Annotated in this window: 18 protein-coding genes; 9 read left to right on the top strand and 9 right to left on the bottom strand. The window is 45.6% G+C overall.

Going from position 1 to position 18635, the window contains the following annotated elements:
* Positions 1-90 precede the first annotated feature (90 nt).
* From ON063_RS04350 to ON063_RS04340, 3 genes are all read right to left on the bottom strand, one after another.
* Positions 91-939, bottom strand: a complete 849-nt coding sequence (locus ON063_RS04350) for an HD domain-containing protein (protein ID WP_274664362.1) — start codon at positions 937-939, stop codon at positions 91-93.
* 100 nt (positions 940-1039) lie between these two features.
* Complete coding sequence (locus tag ON063_RS04345; RefSeq protein ID WP_274664361.1) at positions 1040-1744, bottom strand: SDR family NAD(P)-dependent oxidoreductase; 705 nt, start codon at positions 1742-1744, stop codon at positions 1040-1042.
* A gap of 40 nt (positions 1745-1784) precedes the next feature.
* Positions 1785-2330 carry a glycerol-3-phosphate responsive antiterminator gene (locus tag ON063_RS04340; protein WP_274664360.1) on the bottom strand — a complete coding sequence of 182 codons (546 nt, stop codon included), beginning with the start codon at positions 2328-2330 and terminating at the stop codon, positions 1785-1787.
* Between the two features lie 115 nt (positions 2331-2445).
* On the opposite strand from ON063_RS04340, the gene ON063_RS04335 reads away from it, so the two are divergent.
* Positions 2446-2871: a GNAT family N-acetyltransferase gene (locus ON063_RS04335; RefSeq protein ID WP_274664359.1), complete on the top strand. Its 426-nt coding sequence runs from the start codon at positions 2446-2448 to the stop codon at positions 2869-2871.
* A 25-nt stretch (positions 2872-2896) separates the two neighbouring features.
* On the top strand, positions 2897-3997 hold the full coding sequence (locus ON063_RS04330; RefSeq protein WP_274664358.1) for a cation:proton antiporter: 1101 nt from the start codon (positions 2897-2899) through the stop codon (positions 3995-3997).
* Between the two features lie 62 nt (positions 3998-4059).
* On the opposite strand, the gene ON063_RS04325 is transcribed toward ON063_RS04330, so the two are convergent.
* Positions 4060-4680, bottom strand: a complete 621-nt coding sequence (locus tag ON063_RS04325; RefSeq protein WP_274664357.1) for a DedA family protein — start codon at positions 4678-4680, stop codon at positions 4060-4062.
* A 93-nt stretch (positions 4681-4773) separates the two neighbouring features.
* Between ON063_RS04325 and ON063_RS04320 the strand changes: the two genes are divergently transcribed.
* From ON063_RS04320 to ON063_RS04290, 7 genes are all read left to right on the top strand, one after another.
* Positions 4774-5331 (top strand): DNA-3-methyladenine glycosylase I, encoded by a 558-nt coding sequence (locus ON063_RS04320; RefSeq protein ID WP_274664356.1) that lies wholly within the window; start codon positions 4774-4776, stop codon positions 5329-5331.
* Between the two features lie 120 nt (positions 5332-5451).
* Positions 5452-6939, top strand: a complete 1488-nt coding sequence (gene putP / locus ON063_RS04315; RefSeq protein ID WP_274664355.1) for a sodium/proline symporter PutP — start codon at positions 5452-5454, stop codon at positions 6937-6939.
* A 112-nt stretch (positions 6940-7051) separates the two neighbouring features.
* Positions 7052-8194: a CapA family protein gene (locus tag ON063_RS04310; protein ID WP_274664354.1), complete on the top strand. Its 1143-nt coding sequence runs from the start codon at positions 7052-7054 to the stop codon at positions 8192-8194.
* Positions 8195-8320: 126 nt separating this feature from the next.
* Positions 8321-9535: an argininosuccinate synthase gene (locus ON063_RS04305; protein WP_274664363.1), complete on the top strand. Its 1215-nt coding sequence runs from the start codon at positions 8321-8323 to the stop codon at positions 9533-9535.
* Entirely contained in the window at positions 9528-10916 is a 1389-nt protein-coding gene (argH, locus tag ON063_RS04300) for an argininosuccinate lyase (RefSeq protein ID WP_274664353.1), read from the top strand. The genes ON063_RS04305 and argH overlap by 8 nt, the downstream gene beginning before the upstream one ends.
* Positions 10917-11046: 130 nt before the next feature.
* Positions 11047-11577, top strand: coding sequence for a biotin transporter BioY (locus ON063_RS04295; RefSeq protein ID WP_274664352.1), 531 nt, complete (start codon positions 11047-11049; stop codon positions 11575-11577).
* 63 nt (positions 11578-11640) lie between these two features.
* Positions 11641-11838 carry a hypothetical protein gene (locus tag ON063_RS04290; RefSeq protein WP_214692645.1) on the top strand — a complete coding sequence of 66 codons (198 nt, stop codon included), beginning with the start codon at positions 11641-11643 and terminating at the stop codon, positions 11836-11838.
* A 22-nt stretch (positions 11839-11860) separates the two neighbouring features.
* On the opposite strand, the gene ON063_RS04285 is transcribed toward ON063_RS04290, so the two are convergent.
* The 5 genes from ON063_RS04285 to ON063_RS04265 form a co-directional block, all read right to left on the bottom strand.
* A complete protein-coding gene (locus ON063_RS04285; protein WP_274664351.1) occupies positions 11861-12709 on the bottom strand; it encodes a sulfite exporter TauE/SafE family protein in 849 nt (282 codons plus the stop codon).
* Between the two features lie 69 nt (positions 12710-12778).
* Positions 12779-13666 (bottom strand): alpha/beta hydrolase, encoded by an 888-nt coding sequence (locus tag ON063_RS04280; RefSeq protein ID WP_274664350.1) that lies wholly within the window; start codon positions 13664-13666, stop codon positions 12779-12781.
* A gap of 28 nt (positions 13667-13694) precedes the next feature.
* On the bottom strand, positions 13695-14477 hold the full coding sequence (locus tag ON063_RS04275) for an aminoglycoside N(3)-acetyltransferase (protein ID WP_274664349.1): 783 nt from the start codon (positions 14475-14477) through the stop codon (positions 13695-13697).
* Between the two features lie 5 nt (positions 14478-14482).
* Positions 14483-17491, bottom strand: coding sequence for an AAA family ATPase (locus ON063_RS04270; protein ID WP_274664348.1), 3009 nt, complete (start codon positions 17489-17491; stop codon positions 14483-14485).
* On the bottom strand, positions 17488-18594 hold the full coding sequence (locus tag ON063_RS04265; protein ID WP_274664347.1) for an exonuclease SbcCD subunit D: 1107 nt from the start codon (positions 18592-18594) through the stop codon (positions 17488-17490). The genes ON063_RS04270 and ON063_RS04265 overlap by 4 nt, the downstream gene beginning before the upstream one ends.
* Positions 18595-18635: the final 41 nt, after the last annotated feature.

Here is an 18635-nt window from a genome sequence, read left to right as displayed (position 1 = left end):
GTGCATGCACACTGTAATGACGACCCACCGACCACATGCGTGGTCGCTACTCCCCTTTTTATCTTCCTCTTGACTATAGCATGAACCTATCTAGTTGACAATCGAGCGACGCATGAGCGCAACAAAATCCGATGCGCCCATTGCAGTTCGATAACCGAGTTCCTGCAACGCTGCTAACTGAGGAGCTAGCATCGGATAATTCCAACCCGCTAGCTCTAGTTGCGTTCGAAACGCCTCAATCTCTTCATCATCCACAGCATCACGAGCAACAATTTCCTTTAACTCATATGCAGTCTGACAGAGCGGTGCCGATTCTTGAACCCATTCATTTTCTGTGAAACAGGTTAGGATGGATTCAAAGAGTCTCACTACTTTCTGATTTTTTACATTCTTTTCACCATAAAACAAGGAATTAAGTTCCTGCTCATACAAGCCAATCAAATCCGTCGAACTACGAAACGGTTCGAATGCATGTAACAACTGATGATAGTACCAAGACTGATCTCGCATCGGACGTTTGAAACGTTGCCACACCGTCATCCCTTCCATCTCTAAATCATAACGGATGGAACGAAGATTATGTAGCTTATCCGCTACGAGGAGTGCGACCTCATCGAATTGAAGCGATGAGATGTGCTCAAGTGTCTCCTGTTTTCGTTGTTCCCATGTTTGATCGCGGTTCTTCTCAGATACAGCAAGTACAAGACGTAATACGTCCGGACCAAATCTAGTCAAGATTTCTTGAGGATCCGTTTTCGTATCCTCAATTAAATCGTGTAAAAGTCCTGCTGCAACGACCGTTGGTGGTTGGTGATCCGTTTCGAGCAACAATGCAACAGAAAACGGGTGTGACAAATATGGAATCGATGACCCTTTCCGATGTTGCCCTCCATGGCGAATCGATGAAAAGCGTAGCGCTTCTTCTACAAGCGGGTTCATGTCATTTACCCCCTTCTTCCGGATGAAAACTCTTCTAATACTTACCCGGAATTAGGCATAAATAACCTAATATCTTTCTTAATATAGGTATATAGTCGTATTACTCTTCGTAAATCATTTTCTTCGTCATCCCACCGTCGACGACGAGATTGTGACCGTTTACGAAGTCATTGTTTCGGTCAATCAAATACCGTACCGCTCGGACAATGTCATCCGGTTCGCCGACACGGCCAGAAGGATGTTGACGATGGTCGACTTCTCGTAACGCTTCATCTGATGTATGAATCCAGCCTGGGCTAATCGAATTCACAGTTACCGGTCGATCACTCAATGAGATGGCAAGTGAATAGGTCAAACCGACAATTCCGCCTTTAGAAGCCCCATACGCATCCCAATGCGGTTCGTTTTGCATAGCACGTGTCGATGCTATATTGATAATGCGACCATATGACTCGTCTTTGTTTAATTCCAAAAAGTATTTCGCACAAGTAAACGTTCCTACTAGATTGACGTCGATGACTCGTTTGAACGTATCGATTTCAAGTTCGTCGATTGGTTTGACGAGAGAGGCGATTCCCCCGTTGTTAATCAACACATGGGCATGTCCAAAACGTGACTTTAGGTCTTCGAATACACCCTGTAGCTCTTCCGTCTTGCCAAGGTCAACTTGGTAAAAGGACATCCCTTTTATATCCGGGTCTTCACCGATGTCCAAGCCCACAACTTCATATTGATTTGCGAATTCCTTTGCGAGCGCATAACCAATCCCTTGCGTAACACCTGTAATAATCATAACGTCTTTCATCTGTTCATCCCTCCTAGATGAATGTATACCCGAAAGTGGCTTACTCAGTCCACAGTTTACGATTTGAGGTCGTGATGACACTTGCCCCAGCAGCAAGGGCTGCATTTACTTCTTCTGTCGTCTCAATCAACCCTCCTGCAAATACAGGTATACCTGTTCTCTCCTGTACTCGTCGGATATACTTCGGAACGATTCCAGGTAGGACCTCGATGTAGTCTGGTTTTGATCGTTCAATATGCTTGATGCTCTTTTCCAACGATGTCGAGTCAATTAAAAACAAGCGTTGCACCGTCAACACATGATTTTGTTTTGCCCGTACAATCACGTTCCCTTTCGTCGAGATGATTCCAAACGGTCGATACGTTTGACAGACATACTCAGTTGCAAATTCATCCGCTTTCATTCCTTGAATTAAGTCCATATGAATAAAGACTTTTTTCTGATGCTTTTCTAATAATTTGAAGATAGGTTCTAATCGACTCATATGAATTTCAAGTAAGACTCCTACTTCAAGTTCACTCGATAAAAATCGTTCTAAATCGCGCATATCTCGAATCGCCGGCAAGATTGATTGACCCTGTATCATCCGATATTCCCCCTGTCTACTTTTCATTATGCCGACAGCTATTTTCATAAATCAAGGTTTACTCATTCAATATAGCGGGAAAGTAATATTAACTTGTGTAGAGGGGGATTTTAGCATGGTCAATGAAGTCACTGTAAAAGTTGAGACACCGACACCGAAGCAACATCAGTCGTTGCGGGTGAAGGCGGGGATGCCTCGACGCTCAGATGAAAGTACGGTCAAAGGACTTAAGAACACGCTATTTGGCGTCTGTTTATATTTAGGTGATGAGATTGTCGGGATGGGGCGTGTCGTTGGGGACGGCGGAATGGTCTTTCATCTAGTCGACATCGTCGTCGATCCAGAATGCCAAGGACTAGGTCTTGGTAAATTAATCATGGAAAATTTAATGGAGTGGATTCTAAAAGAGGCAGATGAGACGGCCATCATCAGTCTGATTGCCGATATTCCTGCTGATGGCTTGTATCGTCAATTCGGCTTTGATTATTCACGGCCAGAATCAGTCGGTATGGAGTATCAATGGAATCAACTAGAAAGTTAACACACTTCTACAAAGGAGATGACTTATGGATGGATTGAACATCATCGTGTTGCTTGGACTGGCGCTCACGCTTATCTCCGTCTTCAGTCTCCTGATTGAACGCCTATACTTTCCAAGTATTTTAGCGTTTATCGCCATCGGAGTTGGGGTCGGTTTTTTCTGGGATGGAAACGAAGTTTTCAAAATTGCTGGTGAAATCGGAATCATCCTTTTATTTTTCCTTCTCGGGTTAAAGTTTCCGTTACGCGAATTATGGAAGCGCATGCGAAAAGTATGGAAAGCAGGCGTATTAGACATCGTCCTATCGTTCGGCGCCTCATTCGGAATCGCCTTACTGTTTGGATTGGACTTTCCGCGTGCCTTCTTAATTGGTGCCGTTCTATACGCAACGAGCTCTTCGATTTCAGCGAAACTACTTGAGCGCCACTCCGAAAAACATGAAGATATTAAAGAATTCGTCCTCGCTCTACTTATTTTCGAGGATATTTTTGCACCGCTGTTATTGACGATTGCGCCATTCATCATTCAAGAGGAACCGGTCGCCATGACAGATATCGGGAAAGTGTTCGCCGGATTTCTGATTTTTGGGGTACTATTGTTTATTGGATCTAGCTTTGTATCGAAGCAACAGAAGTTCTCGAAACACCTATTGCGTCAGGACGATGCGAGTATCGGGCTAATCGGACTTATTCTCTTCTTCGCCGGAATCGGGATGGTATTTGGTCTATCTGAGATTTTAGGAGCGTTCATTGCCGGAATCATGCTTGCGGATATCCATGACGTTCGCCCGCTCAAACGTTTGACGGTACCCGTTCGTGACTTATTTCTCCCGATCTTCTTCATTTCATTCGGAATTTCAATCAACTTGGAAAAAGGTGTCATCGTTAACACCTTATTCTTTGTTTTAATTGTTTGGGGGGTCTTGTCGAAGTGGATTGTCGGTCGCGTTGGAGGAAGAATTTACGGGTTATCTCGCGTCCAGGCGAATGAGGCTGGTTTTTCTCTTGCTCCGCGCGGCGAGTTCTCCATCTTGTTTACCGCCCTTTCAAACGGGGCCATCAACTTGTTTGTCGGTCTTTATATTTTCGTGTCAGCCATTGTGGGAATCATTTTATTCCGGTTCTAAACGAAGAGTGAACAGGCGAACCGAATTTTCGGTCCGCCTGTTTTATCGTCTCATCTATTCATTCATTCTTTTACTGCCTTTTTAGCATGTCGCTTTTTTCGCCAGATGAGGTATCCGATTAACCCAACGAAAAACAGACCGTAAATTGTATAAGAATAGGCATCTAGATAGGCAAGTATATCTTGCCAGTTCTCACCGACTTTCATTCCGACCAAGACCAAAATTGTGTTCCAAATCGCTGTTCCAGCAGTGCTGAGAAGCAAAAATTTTAAGAATGGCATATTCGACATACCTGCTGGAATTGAGATGAGGCTTCGAACGACCGGCATCAATCGACCAAAGAAGACCATCCACCCTCCGTACCGATCGAACCAGGCATCTGCCTTTTTGACGTCTTGAATATCAAGACGTATCCACTTCCCGTATTTCTTCGTCCACTTCTCAATTTGCTCAACATCAAATAACAGACCTAGTCCGTATAATAAGACTGCTCCTAATATGGCTCCAACTGTCGAAGCCACGATGACGAGCGTGATGGACAAGTTCGTCTTTACAGCAAAAAAACCACCAAAGAGTAATACGACTTCAGAAGGGATTGGCGGAAAAACGTTCTCAATGAAGATCATGAACGCAATTCCTATGTATCCGTACTGTTCAATAATCGAAATCATCCAATCACTCATTATTGATGCCTCCATTCCCACACACTATACCCATCCTTTCTAATCGATAACCGTTGAGACATGCTACACTTATGAAAAAAGGAGTTGATTGAGTTGGAAGTATTATTTCGTTGTCCGTGGTGCGGGTCTGACCCGCTCTACGTCCGCTATCACGACGAGGAATGGGGCAAACCTGTCCATGATGACCAAAAACATTTTGAGTGCCTGACGCTTGAGAGTGCACAAGCTGGACTTAGTTGGATTACGATTTTAAGAAAGCGCGAAAACTATCGCTCCGCGTATGCGAATTTTGAGGTAAACGAAGTGGCTCGGTTTTCAGAAGCGGATATTGAGAGACTGATGGCAAACAGTGGCATCGTCCGGAACCGCCGAAAAATCGAAGCCTCCATTAATAATGCGGAACAGTTCATGAAGATACAAGAAGAGTTTGGTTCATTCGATTCATATATTTGGTCGTTCGTTGATCATGAACCAATCATCAATGCATGGGAACGGCTTGAAGAAGTCCCCGCTACGACAGAACTGTCTGAGCGATTGAGTAAAGACTTAAAACGACGTGGATTCAAATTTTTAGGTCCGACCACGGTATATGCCCACTTACAAGCAACCGGTCTCGTCAATGACCATCTTACCTCTTGTGCATTTCGATAAGTTAAGACCAGCTATCAAAAAATTCTTTACATCTCCCCTATTGTTGTGACAATATTTTGACAAAGTGATATTCTATCACTGAAAGCGTTTTCATATTTTTTATCTTTCGGGGGGATGTTGATGAACGGAATTTTAGTGTCCATTGTCTTATACATGGCACTGATGGTCTTACTTGGGATCATCGCGTATCGAAGAACAAGTAGTATTGGCGATTATATGTTAGGTGGACGGGCTTTAGGTCCCGGCGTCGCAGCCTTATCGGCCGGCGCGTCTGACATGAGTGGATGGCTTTTGATGGGCTTACCTGGCGCGATGTATGCCACGGGAATCTCAAGCGGTTGGATTGTCATCGGGTTGACAATTGGCGCCTATTTAAACTGGTTGTTGGTCGCTCCAAGATTACGCATTTATTCTTACATATCGGATGATGCAATCACGATTCCAGACTTTTTTGAGAAGCGGTTCAAAGACTCAAAAGGGGTGTTACGTTCCTTTTCTGCTGCCGTCACCCTCATCTTCTTCACGTTGTATGCGACGAGCGGGTTCGTTGCAGGTGGTCGACTATTCAATGCCGTCTTCGACATTGAATTCGTAACGGGTGTCATTATTCTCGCCTCAATCATCATTTTGTATACGTTCATCGGTGGTTTTCTAGCCGTTAGCTGGACAGACTTTGTTCAAGGACTCATCATGCTTTTCGCACTCATATTTGTACCGGCAATCGCCATCATGGCGACAGATGGTGTGTCAAACGCTTTAGATACGGTTCGGGATATCGATGAAGCGTTACTCGACCCATGGACAGGTCAATCGCTTATTGGAATCATTTCTTTATTTGCGTGGGGTCTCGGTTATTTTGGTCAACCACACATCATCGTTCGTTTTATGGCAATTGGGAAATTGGAAGACATAAAAACGGCACGTCGTATTGGCATCTCATGGATGGTCTTCACCGTCGTCGGGGCGATGGCGACCGGATTGTTTGGACTTGCCTATTACACGCAACAAGGACTGACAATCGATAATCCTGAAAACATTTTTATTAACCTATCGGATTTATTGTTCCCTGATTTAGTGACCGGTGTATTATTAGCGGCTTTACTCGCTGCCATCATGTCGACGATTTCTTCTCAATTGCTCGTCTCATCGAGTGCCGCGACGACAGACTTCTATCAAAAATTCTTCCGTAAGGGCGCAGGAGACCGCGAACTCGTCATGGTCGGGCGAATCACAGTTATTCTCGTATCGGTCATATCAATTGTCCTTGCGCTCGATGCAGATGACACAATCTTGAACCTCGTCGGCTATGCATGGGCAGGTTTCGGTTCATCGTTTGGACCGCTCATTCTATTTAGTCTTTTCTGGAAACGGACGACTCGTCAAGGTGCTCTTGCTGGGATGTTGACTGGTGCATTTGTCGTCATCCTTTGGAAGAACTATGCTGCTTCACTATTTGGAACCTTCGGAACGCTTTATGAGATGATTCCAGCATTCTTCCTGTCTGCACTCGCCATTTATGTCGTTAGTTTGTTGACGCCTCCACCGAGTGAGGTCATTCAACGTGAATTCGACCAAATGCGTGACATGGTGAAAGAACATATCAAATAATTTTCTTGGCAGGTCATCTTGACCTGCCATTTTTATATACAAGGATTTTTCTGAATTTTTGACGAATAATATATATATTGAGATTAATTCCATTTTGTAAAGGAGATTTTTGATGAAACCCTATAAAACCATCTCTCATCTCACATTCGCTTCAAGCTTGATTCTGTTATTCGGCTGTGGGCAGTCTTCTTCGACAAATCAAGAAACCTCAGTTGAAACCGAAGAGCCAATCGTTGAGACACCTGTAGAAGAGACCCCTTCCGAACCTGAGCCAACCGTCACGACGGCATCCATCTATGCCATTGGTGATGTATTGCTGCACGATTCGGTATACAATGCAGCCCGTGTCAATGACGGATATGATTTTGATCCTTCTTTTGAACAAGTCGCGCCGATTTTAGAACGAGCGGATCTCGCAATCGCTAACCAAGAGAGTATGATTGGCGGGAGCGAAATCGGGTTATCGAGCTATCCGGCTTTCAACAGCCCATTCGAGATTGGCGATGCTTTGCAACGTGCCGGAATTGATTTAGTCACGACGGCGAACAATCACACGCTAGATCGCGGGGTTCGTGCGATTGAGAATTCGATTGGTCACTGGAATGAAATCGGAATGCCTTACACCGGTTCCTTCTTATCTGCTGAAGATAAGGCAAACATCCGTACATTGACGGCGAACGAGATTTCCTTTTCCTTTTTAGCCTATACGTACGGAACGAACGGCGTGATTCCAAAACAGCCATACCACGTCAACTATATCGACCTCGAGCAAATGCGACCTGAAATCGAGAAAGCAGAACAAACTACCGATTTGACCGTCGTATCCTTACATTTTGGAACAGAATACGAGACATTACCGAACGAAAGTCAGACTGAGCTTGCTCAAACTCTTTCAGACCTCGGTGTCGATATCATCATTGGTCACCACCCTCACGTCCTACAACCACCGAAGATGCTTGAGGGAGCTGATGGCAATCAAACATTCGTCGTGTATTCACTCGGCAACTTCCTATCTGGACAACAAGGCGATGATCGGAATACGGGTGGGATCATCGGAATTGACGTTGTCAAAACGACAGAAGACGATGTTTCAACGTTCGAATTGAAAAATCCGATGTTTTATCCAACATTTACACAGAAATCATCAGAAGGACATTATGAAGTCGTTCCGTTACAATCAGCAAAACCCGAGCTCTTCTCTCCTGTCAGCGAACATATGTCGCAATGGTTACCAGAGCTAACAATCGAACAATGATGACCACGAATATCTTTCGTGGTCATTTTTATTTTCAAAAAAAGGTTGCCACATCGGATATTATCCCTTACACTAATTCGTATATTTATAAATAAAGATTAATAATTATTCATAAGGGGTGCTTACATTTTGAAACAGAAACTCGTATTGGCTTACTCAGGTGGACTTGATACATCGGTTGCAATCAAATGGTTGGATGAACAAGGATATGATGTCATCGCGGTATGTTTAAACGTTGGGGAAGGAAAAGATTTAGAGAAGATTCAACAAAAAGCGATGAAAGTCGGGGCAAAAAAATCAATCGTCATCGACGCTGTCGATGAATTCGTGAGCGACTTCGCACGCTACTCGATGCAGGCGCATACATTGTATGAAGGTGTATATCCGCTCGTATCTGCTCTATCACGCCCACTCATCTCGAAAAAGTTGGTCGAAGTGGCACAAGCAGAAGGTGCAGTCGCTGTGGCCCACGGTTGTACAGGAAAAGGAAACGACCAAGTTCGTTTCGAAGTGTCCATCCATGCACTCGATCCGTCACTTGAAATCGTTGCACCTGTACGGGAGTGGAAATGGTCACGTGAAGAGGAGATTGCATACGCGGCAAAACATAATATCCCAATTCCAATCGTTCAAGAAGAACCTTTCTCTATTGATCAAAACATCTGGGGACGGGCGATTGAATGTGGCATTTTAGAAGACCCTTGGGCGGCACCGCCGGAAAGTGCTTATGAGTTAACAGCAGCACTTGAAGATACACCTCATGAACCGACATATCTTGAAATCGAATTTAAAAATGGGGTACCGGTAGCCATCAATGGGAAGAACCAATCGTTCACAGATATTTTAAAAGAGTTGAATATCGTCGCTGGGGCGCATGGTGTCGGTAAAATCGACCACATTGAGAACCGTGTCGTCGGCATCAAATCACGTGAAGTATATGAGGCTCCTGGCGCGATGACGCTGATCACGGCCCATAAGGCCCTTGAGGCATTGACACTCGTACGTGAAGTGGCTCATTTCAAACCAATCGTCGAACAAAAATTGACTGAGACGATTTATAACGGACTGTGGTATTCACCTCTCACAAAAGCACTACTCGCATTTATCGATGAGACACAACAGACTGTCACAGGTACCGTTCGGATGAAACTCTTCAAAGGCCAAGCAATCGTAGACGGTCGTAAGTCACCGATTTCACTATATGATGAGGAGCTTGCGACATATACTTCGGCGGACACGTTTGATCAACAAGCCGCTGTTGGATTTATCAAGCTTTGGGGCTTACCGACAAAAGTTCAGTCAGAGGTATTGATGGAAAAAGGAGCGTTCATTCATGAGTAAATTATGGGGAGGACGTTTTGAAAAGACGGCCAGTGATTGGGTCGATGCGTTCGGCGCCTCGATTGATTTCGACGCTCAACTCGTCCTTGAAGATTTAGAAGGTAGCAAGGCACATGTGACGATGCTCGGAGACCAAAACATCCTTTCAAAAGAGGAAGTCACTCAAATCCTTGAAGGATTACAACAACTCAAGCAGAAGGCCATCGCTGGCGAGTTGGCGTTCGAAGTATATCATGAAGACATCCATATGAATTTAGAGGCTTTGCTTCATGAAGAGATTGGCCCGGTTGCCGGAAAAATGCATACGGCACGTAGTCGTAACGATCAAGTCGCGACAGACATGCATCTTTACTTGAAAGCACGTGTGAAAGAAGTGATTCAATTGATTGAATCACTTCAACGTGAGTTGCATGCACACGCTTCAGTAAACGTAGAGACGCTCATGCCTGGCTATACACATCTCCAACGTGCACAGCCAATCTCTTTGGCACATCATTTGCTCGCCTATTTTTGGATGCTCGAACGCGACAAACAACGCTTCACAGACAGTTTGAAGCGAATTGACTGGTCTCCACTTGGAGCCGGTGCGCTCGCAGGGACGACGTTCCCGATTGACCGAGCCCGTTCAGCTGAACTTCTCGGCTTTGACCGAGTCTATCCGAACAGCTTAGACGCAGTGAGCGATCGCGATTTCATTCTCGAATTCTTATCGAACGCGTCGATGCTTATGATGCACCTCTCGCGCTTTTGTGAGGAGTTGATTCTTTGGGCTAGTGAAGAATACCGCTTCATTACTGTGTCCGATACATTCTCTACCGGATCGAGTATGATGCCACAGAAGAAAAACCCAGATATGGCTGAACTCGTACGTGGGAAATCGGGACGCGTCATCGGAAACTTGATGGGATTGTTGACGCTTATGAAAGGACTTCCGCTCGCTTATAATAAAGATTTGCAAGAGGATAAAGAAGGCATGTTTGACACGGTTAAGACTGTTCAAGGCTCACTCAGCATTATGGCCGGGATGATGAACGAATTGACGTTCCATCCAGACACGATGAAGCAAGCAACAGAGCGCGATTTTTCAAATGCCACTGAACTTGCTGATTATTTGACGGCTAAAGGTATGCCGTTCCGTGAAGCGCATGAAGTAACTGGGAAACTCGTCAAATACTGCGTCGATGAACGCTTATATTTACGTGAACTCCCCATGTCTGTGTTCCAATCACATTCTGACTTGATTGAAGAGGATGTGTATCACGCTTTGACCCCCGAACAGGCGGTCGCGCGTCGCAATAGTTATGGCGGTACAGGCTTCGATGCCGTTCGCGAACAGTTGAAAGAAGCTTCGGTATGTATGAATGTCATGCCTTCTTCTTAATGACCCTTGTCTCAGTATGATTGCTGAGACGAGGTTTTTTTGTTGACCTAGACTCAAGAAATGACTTGCCAACTCTATAAACTCATGTTAACTTTTATATTGTTAACGTTAACTGAAAAGGGGTTTACATATGAAGATTCAAGACATGACTCAAATTGCCTTCGGTGCAGCACTCATCGCAAGTATCGGTTTCATCGAAATACCGATCGGACCCGTTCCGATCACCCTTCAAACACTGGCCATCATGACAATCGCCGGCGTATTCGGTGCACGAAAAGGATTTTTGGCAGTCATCGTCTACCTCCTACTCGGCTTGATCGGCCTTCCCGTACTGAGTGGTCAAGGAGGTCTTGCTCCCTTCGTTGGACCAACCGTAGGATATTTAATTGGATTTCCAATCGCCGCTTTCTTCATTGGCTGGTTCAGCGAGCGCCATCGCTCCATCCCAGCATTGATTGGCTACAACTTGTTATTCGGTTTGGGGCTTGTATACCTACTTGGAAGCATCGGGCTCGAGATCGTTCTCGGTATGTCGTTCATTGATGCGCTCAAGGTGAATATCCCGTTTATTCTTGGAGATTCACTCAAAGCCGTACTTGCTGCGATCTTAGCTGTGAGAATTTCTCAGAACGTTCAAATTCGTCGTTCCCTCGCTTCTTAAACGTTCGAACGTTTCGCCCGTTTCCATATGTGGAATAAATGAAGTATGGAAGGGGGTGTCCCTATGAGCGACTCGACGTTTAAAAAACGCTTACAAAAAGCGACCCATTTTTATCAACGCTCTGACAAAGGGCAACGTCAAGGAGTTGACAAGTCGTCTCATGAAAAACGTGACACAGAAGCATTTGAGCGCAGACTCCGCGAAGCAAAAGCGAAAGTTGGAGAGATTCAAGAAAACATTGACCATATCGCTAGACGTTAAAACCCCGTCCAAAGACGGGGTTTTATTTTTTGCGTGGTCGAATGATGAGCGTGATAATAAAGAGAAGTGCTAGTGTGACAAGTAATATAAGTGAGGCTGTATTCCATCCGACTAAATTAAGGGCCACACTAAATGCGACCGTGACATAAAAGCCACCTAATGCTTTTTTGACATGTTGCGAACTGAAACGTTGCAACTGTTTGGCTCCAAACGGAGATCCAATCATCGCACCTGCGATTAATGCGAGTCCATGCCAGTAATTCGTTTCAGCACCTGCCACGGCATAGCTGATCACGCCTGATATTACGATGAGGAGAGCTGCTGAAATACTCGTTCCGACTGCACGCTTCATTTCAGTGTTCAGTAGCTTGACTTGGAGCGGCGTCAATACGAACCCCCCACTTACCCCCATCAAAGAAGAGATAAATCCTGCAAAGACACCGATGATCCCAAGTCGTGGTACAGAAGCTGTCCCGACACTCCCTTCGACATGCTGTTTCGACCGGAAGAATGAAATCGCAAAGTACGTAAGTAACGCAATGTAGACGAGTGAGATGATCAGTGTCGCGCCGTCCACCCCTTCTAAGTAAAAGACGAGCGGAGTGGCAATCCAAGTTCCGACAATCCCAAACACACCAATCCATAACGCGTGTGATACGTTCACGTTTCGTAAACGAATGTGCGAGATTGTCCCTGCCGTCGTCGAACCGAGCGTCAACATGAGACTAAGTGCGATCGCCGCACTTGCTTCATAACCGAAAACAAGGAGTAGTGGCGTGAGCAAGATGCCACCACCGATTCCGAAGAAGCCGCTCAAAATCCCGATCAATGTACCGAGCAAGAGAAACTGTAATAGTTGTAATAAGCCCATTTTGCACCCTTCTTTCATTGTTCTCGTTTGCAATCATATCAAAAAGGGGCGCCAATTGCGCCCCTTTGCTCACAATGATCGTTCTAGAAAATCGAAAATCTTTTGACGGTATTCAGTCTGGAATGATTGATACGATCCGACATGACCATCGTTTTCCGTCACCCATAGTTCGACACCATCCTGCGCGCTCGCAAGCTTTTCACTTTCTGAGACAGGAATCGCATCGTCTCCTTTACTATGAATCAATAAAATCGGTGCTTCGATTGATTTGATATCTTGAATCGGTGAAACAACATCCGCATCCAGTCCAGTGAACCATGGGGTCACTGTCATGATGACGGGTGTAAATGGAACGTTCGGGAGATCACTCCATACGGGGAGATTTGTCTCAAGGTAGTTCCGTAAATCACTGAACGGACTGTCTGCGATGACTGCGGCTACCTCGACATCATCTGCCGTAGAGAGGGCCGTCGCCGCTCCCATGGAAATTCCGTAAAGTACGATTGGGCCCTCTGATCGACCTTTTGCGTATTGGATGGCTGCTTGTAAGTCCGATTGTTCTTTCGCGCCGACCGTTACCCGGTCTCCTTCTGAAATCCCAGATCCACGAAAATCGAACGTTAAAAATTGATATCCTTGCTCATGAAACTCGGGAATCAGCTCTTTTAACGGGAGATCCTCCTGTTCTCGGTTCTTTCCATACCCATGAGCAAATACGATTGTTGCACGTGGCGTAGGATGGGGAATCCACCACCCATACAAGTCATGCCCTTCTTCTGATTGAATGGTCACGTTCTCATACTTCAATCCAAGTGATTTCGGCGTGTACGTCAACGTCTCTCGCTCAGGTGATGTTAATTGGTCACCGATATGTGCCGAGATCCCACCAATTGCCAATCCGGCCACCAGTAAGATGACAAGAACCGCAATACTCAATAGTTTCATCCAACGATTCATCTATTTCTTCCCCTCGATTCTACATTCATTATCTTAACCAGCTTCGAAGTGCGATGAGCGCATGTTGCACTGGCTCCCATGTATTAGCTGGAATCAAATAGCACGTCGCATCATTAATGGTAAACGTATGAACATCTTTCTGTTTGACGATATTTTCGCCGATTGCACCAAATGGGTCGCTATTCACATCTGTATGTTCAAACGTTCGCCACACGCGTTCGCCTTGTTCGATCAAAGCACAACCAAACATTTTTGTCGGACCATCAATCCCATACTCCGCATAGTGCCAAAGTGTCGTCGCATCAAGTGGCGAACCAAGATGAAGAACACGTGCATGTCGTTCAATCATTCGCTCGATTGGTGAACCCGGACCGAAACCGACGTCAATCGAATGACCAGACACAAGTGTTTGTGCATCTTCACCCCATGCGGCGACAGACCACATCGGATGTGCGCTTCGATAAACGTTCGGATAGTTCCGAAACAGTTCCGGGACACGCCCCATCCCACGGGTTGATGTCTTTTCTTTTTCATAAGGTGGCATTTCGGCACGAATCGTCTGCCACCACTCAACCGGAACAGGCGGTGCTTCCCATTCAGCCGGATCTGAATTGTCTCCGGTTTGGGTCGCCATCATGAGAAGTCCTGATGGCCCCACCACTTCTTGCAGTGCCTCGATTACAGTCTGCGCACCACCACATACCCAACCAAGTTTTGAAAGCGAGGTATGAACAAATAAAGACTCTCCTCGTTGAATTCCTGCTTCTTTCAAATGATTGATGAGACTTGACTTCGTCACCATCTGTTTCATTTCGATCACTCCACAATCAGCTGGATCGTTGACCCGCTTCTAGATTTTTTCACTTCGATTCGGGCATCGACGCGATCTTTCAATTCTTGGACATGACTGATGACCCCGACAAGTCGACCTGTCGCCTGTAGCGACATCAATAATTCGATTGCCTGGTCTAAAGATTCGGCATCAAGCGTCCCGAATCCTTCATCGATGAGCATCGTTTCAAGACTCACACCCCCGCTCAACTGTTGCACCACTTCTGCTAGACCAAGCGCGAGTGAGAGAGACGCTTTAAAACCTTCTCCTCCGGAAAGGTTTTGCACACGGCGTGATTGACCGGTGTACGCATCGAATACGAGAAGTTCAAGTCCGGACTTAGCATTGCCTTTTGCCGTCTCCACTTTTCGCTCTAGTCGGAACTGACCGCTCGTCATCTGGTCCAAATGAATGTTCGCCGCATGTAAAATCTGGTCGAAGAACGCCGTTTGTACATATGTTTCAAACGTCATCTTTTGCGGATTGATGCCTTTTCCGGTTTCTGCAATCAACTTGATGGTTTCTAACTTCTGTTCTTCACATGATGTGTCTTTACGAAGCGTATCCCACTCGGAGATGATTTGACGGTGTCTAGACAAGGCTTCTTGTGAGGTGATGAGATGTTCTGATGCTCGCTCGTATAATTCCTTGGCTTCGTTCACCTTCGTTTCTATCGACTGAAGGTCTGGTTGTGCTACATTTCCTAATTTCCCCTCAATCATCTGGATGCGGTGTCGTAACCGGACGCCTGCCTCTTCTTCATGTTGTAAGTTCTCACGGATATTCGTTCGCTGATCAATTCGATCAGCTAGTTGTTCGTACCGCTCCTGGTTCAACTGAGCGACTTCTAATTGCTTATTCCAGGTCGTCTTTTGTGAATCGTATTGCTCCATCGCCTCAGAAAGCTGTTGCCGCATTAAAGTGAGCCGCTCTTCTTCTTTCCACGTTTCCTTTTTGACGATTTCAAAGTCATGATCGAACGCTTCAATTTTTTTCGTAAGTATGTTGAGACGATGTTGTCGGTCTGTCCGCTCGGTCTGTAATTCTTCTAACGTTGTTTCCTCTGTTTGACCGAGCGCGTTCAGTTTTTGCTGTATCGCTTCGAGTTCTGTGAGGACACGTTGACGCTCTTCAAATTGGTTGCGTCGCTCTTCTTCAAGTTGTCTCATTTCACCGGTGAGTTGACGAAGCGTTCGTTCATTCTCGAGACGCGTTCGCTCTTCCCGTTGTAGACGATCCACATGCGCTTGCCATTTCTTGACTTCTTCTGATAGTAATCCATCCACCTGAATATCTTTCGAAACCTCATCAAATTCTCGTCGAGCCTCTTCAAGCCGAGAATGGAGCGAACGATAATCGGATCTCGCTTCAATCAATTGAGTCGTCAATTCCTCAAGACGTGCCTTCGCCTCCACCTCTTCATCCATAGATTCAAGCAAATCTTCGAACTGTGGGACATCATGGTGACGAGAGCCGCACACCGGGCAAGGCTCACCTTCTTCAAGGGTTTCACTCAGTTGTCTTGCCGCATTCATCTGTTCTTGCTGTTTGTACTTTGTCATTACTTCTTGTTGGATGGCATGCTGTCGCTGCACTTCTTTTCCGGACCGCTCACAAGTGGCGAGCTGATTTGAAAACTCATTCACCTTCGTCTCAAGTTTGACCAAATACATCAATCGGTCGACATGTCGCTCCGCATCAACTGCACGTTCTTCAGGTTCAATCGACAACGTTTTCACTAATTGTTGTTCGTGGACTTGAAGTTCTTGGAGCCGACCCTCTTTGGAAAAGGCATTTAATTCATTCGCACGTTTCATCAGTTGCTCACGTAATGTCACGTATTCTGCCCGCTCTTTCATTCGCGGTAACATCTCATCAATTAACCGAAGTCGCTCTTGAAAGGATAAGATTTCTTGTTTATTCTCTTCAATTGCAGATTGCTGCTCCGATAGTGAAGATTGCTTTTGTTGTAATTGTTCGAGTTTTTTAGAAGATGCTTGTTCCTCCACCGTCAGTCGTTGCGCATGTTTCTTCATTTCTAATAATCGGTCATAGACTGGACGAATGTTCGCTGCTGCCTCTAAACGATGCAACAACTCGTGACGTTCGTTTCGTTCTGTCTCGCCTTTTAAAAATAAATCAAGAGCTTGCATGGTTTCTTGTTGTTCTTGAAATAAACTGACAAGCGCTTTCGCTTGTTCTAATTCGGTACGCGTTTGTTCGAGCTTCTTCGAATGACCCTGTTTCTGTTCTGCTGCCGATTCAACGGTTGTGATCAGACGTTGTTCGCGCTCGTCTAACCAATCATGGATCACATCTATCGATTTCGTCGAAATCTCTTCGATCGCTTCATCATCGAGTTCTAGTAACTTGAGACGGGTTCGCTCGACTGCCCATTCGACTTGTTTCCGGTATGTGCTGAGACGGTCTGCCCATTTTTCCTGGAAAGCACGATATGCCTCCGTCTTGAAAATAGATTGCAAGATTTGTTGTTTCTCATTTGAGTTCGAATCGAGCAATTGTCTAAATTGATTTTGAGGAAGTAACAAGATTTGACTGAATTGTTCATATGAAAGTTGTAAAATCGACTCGACTTCCTCTTGAACCTCGTTCACTTTTGTCGCGATTGGCTTCCAACCATCCTCCCATTCATAAAGAACGGCCTCATGTGGGATCGGTGTCTTGTTTTTCGGGTGAGGTTGTTGAGGTTGTCTCACGATTCGATAGTGGTCACCGCGAATCGTAAACGAAAAGTCGACCTCCGTCTTCAACTCAGGTTGTGCGAATTGACTTCTGAAATCACTGGCATTGCGAAGCGTCCCGCTGGCCCGTCCGTATAATGCGAACGTCATCGCATCAAAGATGGTTGTCTTCCCTGCACCCGTCCGACCACTCACAACAAACATCGAGCGTCCAACTAATTGTGTGAAGTCAATCGTTTCTCGTTCCGCATACGGTCCGAATGCTTGAATCTTCAATTCGACTGGTCTCATCTGACATCACCTTCTTCAATCATTTGTTTGACGGCATCCGAGACCGTTCGGTCGTGTACAGCTTCAAAGAACTGTAAATATACCTCTTCGACAGATTGTCGTTCGAGCGTCTCCTGTTCAAATGTTGACGTCTGTTCTTGGCGTCGTAACAGTTCCAGTTCAAGATGAAGAATGTTCGGATAAACGGTCCGAAGCTTTGCCATCGGATCAAAAAGTGCTTTGTCATTGGTCAACACAATTTTCAAATAATCATCGGTTTGTTGTTGTTGATAAAACGAAGGTGCGAGTAACTCATCCAACGTTCCTGTGATCTGTCTCATGTCCCGTTCTGGCGTCAACGTTCGACGTCTACGTTTCCAGTGTCCGTCCCACTCCAAAATATCTACCGATTTCTCATGATTGACCTCAGAGAAAGAGTATTTCATGAGAGAACCACTGTATGCAATCCGTTCTGAATGGATTGCATCACGATTATGTAGATGTCCAAGAGCAGTGTATGAGAACGGGTCATATAGCCCTTTCGCGACCTGTCCGGCGGTACCGACCGATAACTGACGCTCCGAATCGGTCTCAAGTCCTCCTGCGACAAAACTATGGCCCACTGAGACCGCATTCTTCTCAATGGTTCCGTATGCTTCAATGACGGCCTCCAACGCGTCATGGTGCGTGCGAATTGTTTCGTTCCCTAATATGTGCCGAACACGAGCCGGCTCAAGAAATGGGATTGGGTAAAACGGAATCCCGGCTACTTCAAGCGGACCAGCATCCGGGTTTAATTTACCGATGATATGTAGTCCTACTTGTCTCAACAATTTTGAACTATATTCGAGACGCTCCGCTGAGTCATGATTTCCCGCGATGGCGACGACCGGGATTTCTCGCTTCAACACCAATTCTCGCCACATCTCATCGAGTAAATCGACAGCCTCGACGGGTGGTACGGCCCGGTCATACAAATCCCCAGCGATGATGACCGCATCTGGTTTTTCCTCATCGATGATTTGTAAAAACGAATGGAATAAAATATTTCGTTGATCTTCTGTCATATGACGACCATGGACAATCTTACCTAGATGCCAATCGGCCGTGTGAATCCATTTCATCACGTATCACCTCTCTTTCTTATTCTAGCATGACTCAATCG

It is taken from the genome of Exiguobacterium sp. B2(2022) (assembly GCF_028823655.1).
GTDB lineage: Bacteria > Bacillota > Bacilli > Exiguobacteriales > Exiguobacteriaceae > Exiguobacterium > Exiguobacterium aestuarii_A.
Note: the sequence above shows the minus strand (reverse complement) of the source record. Positions and strands in the feature narration are given on the sequence as shown.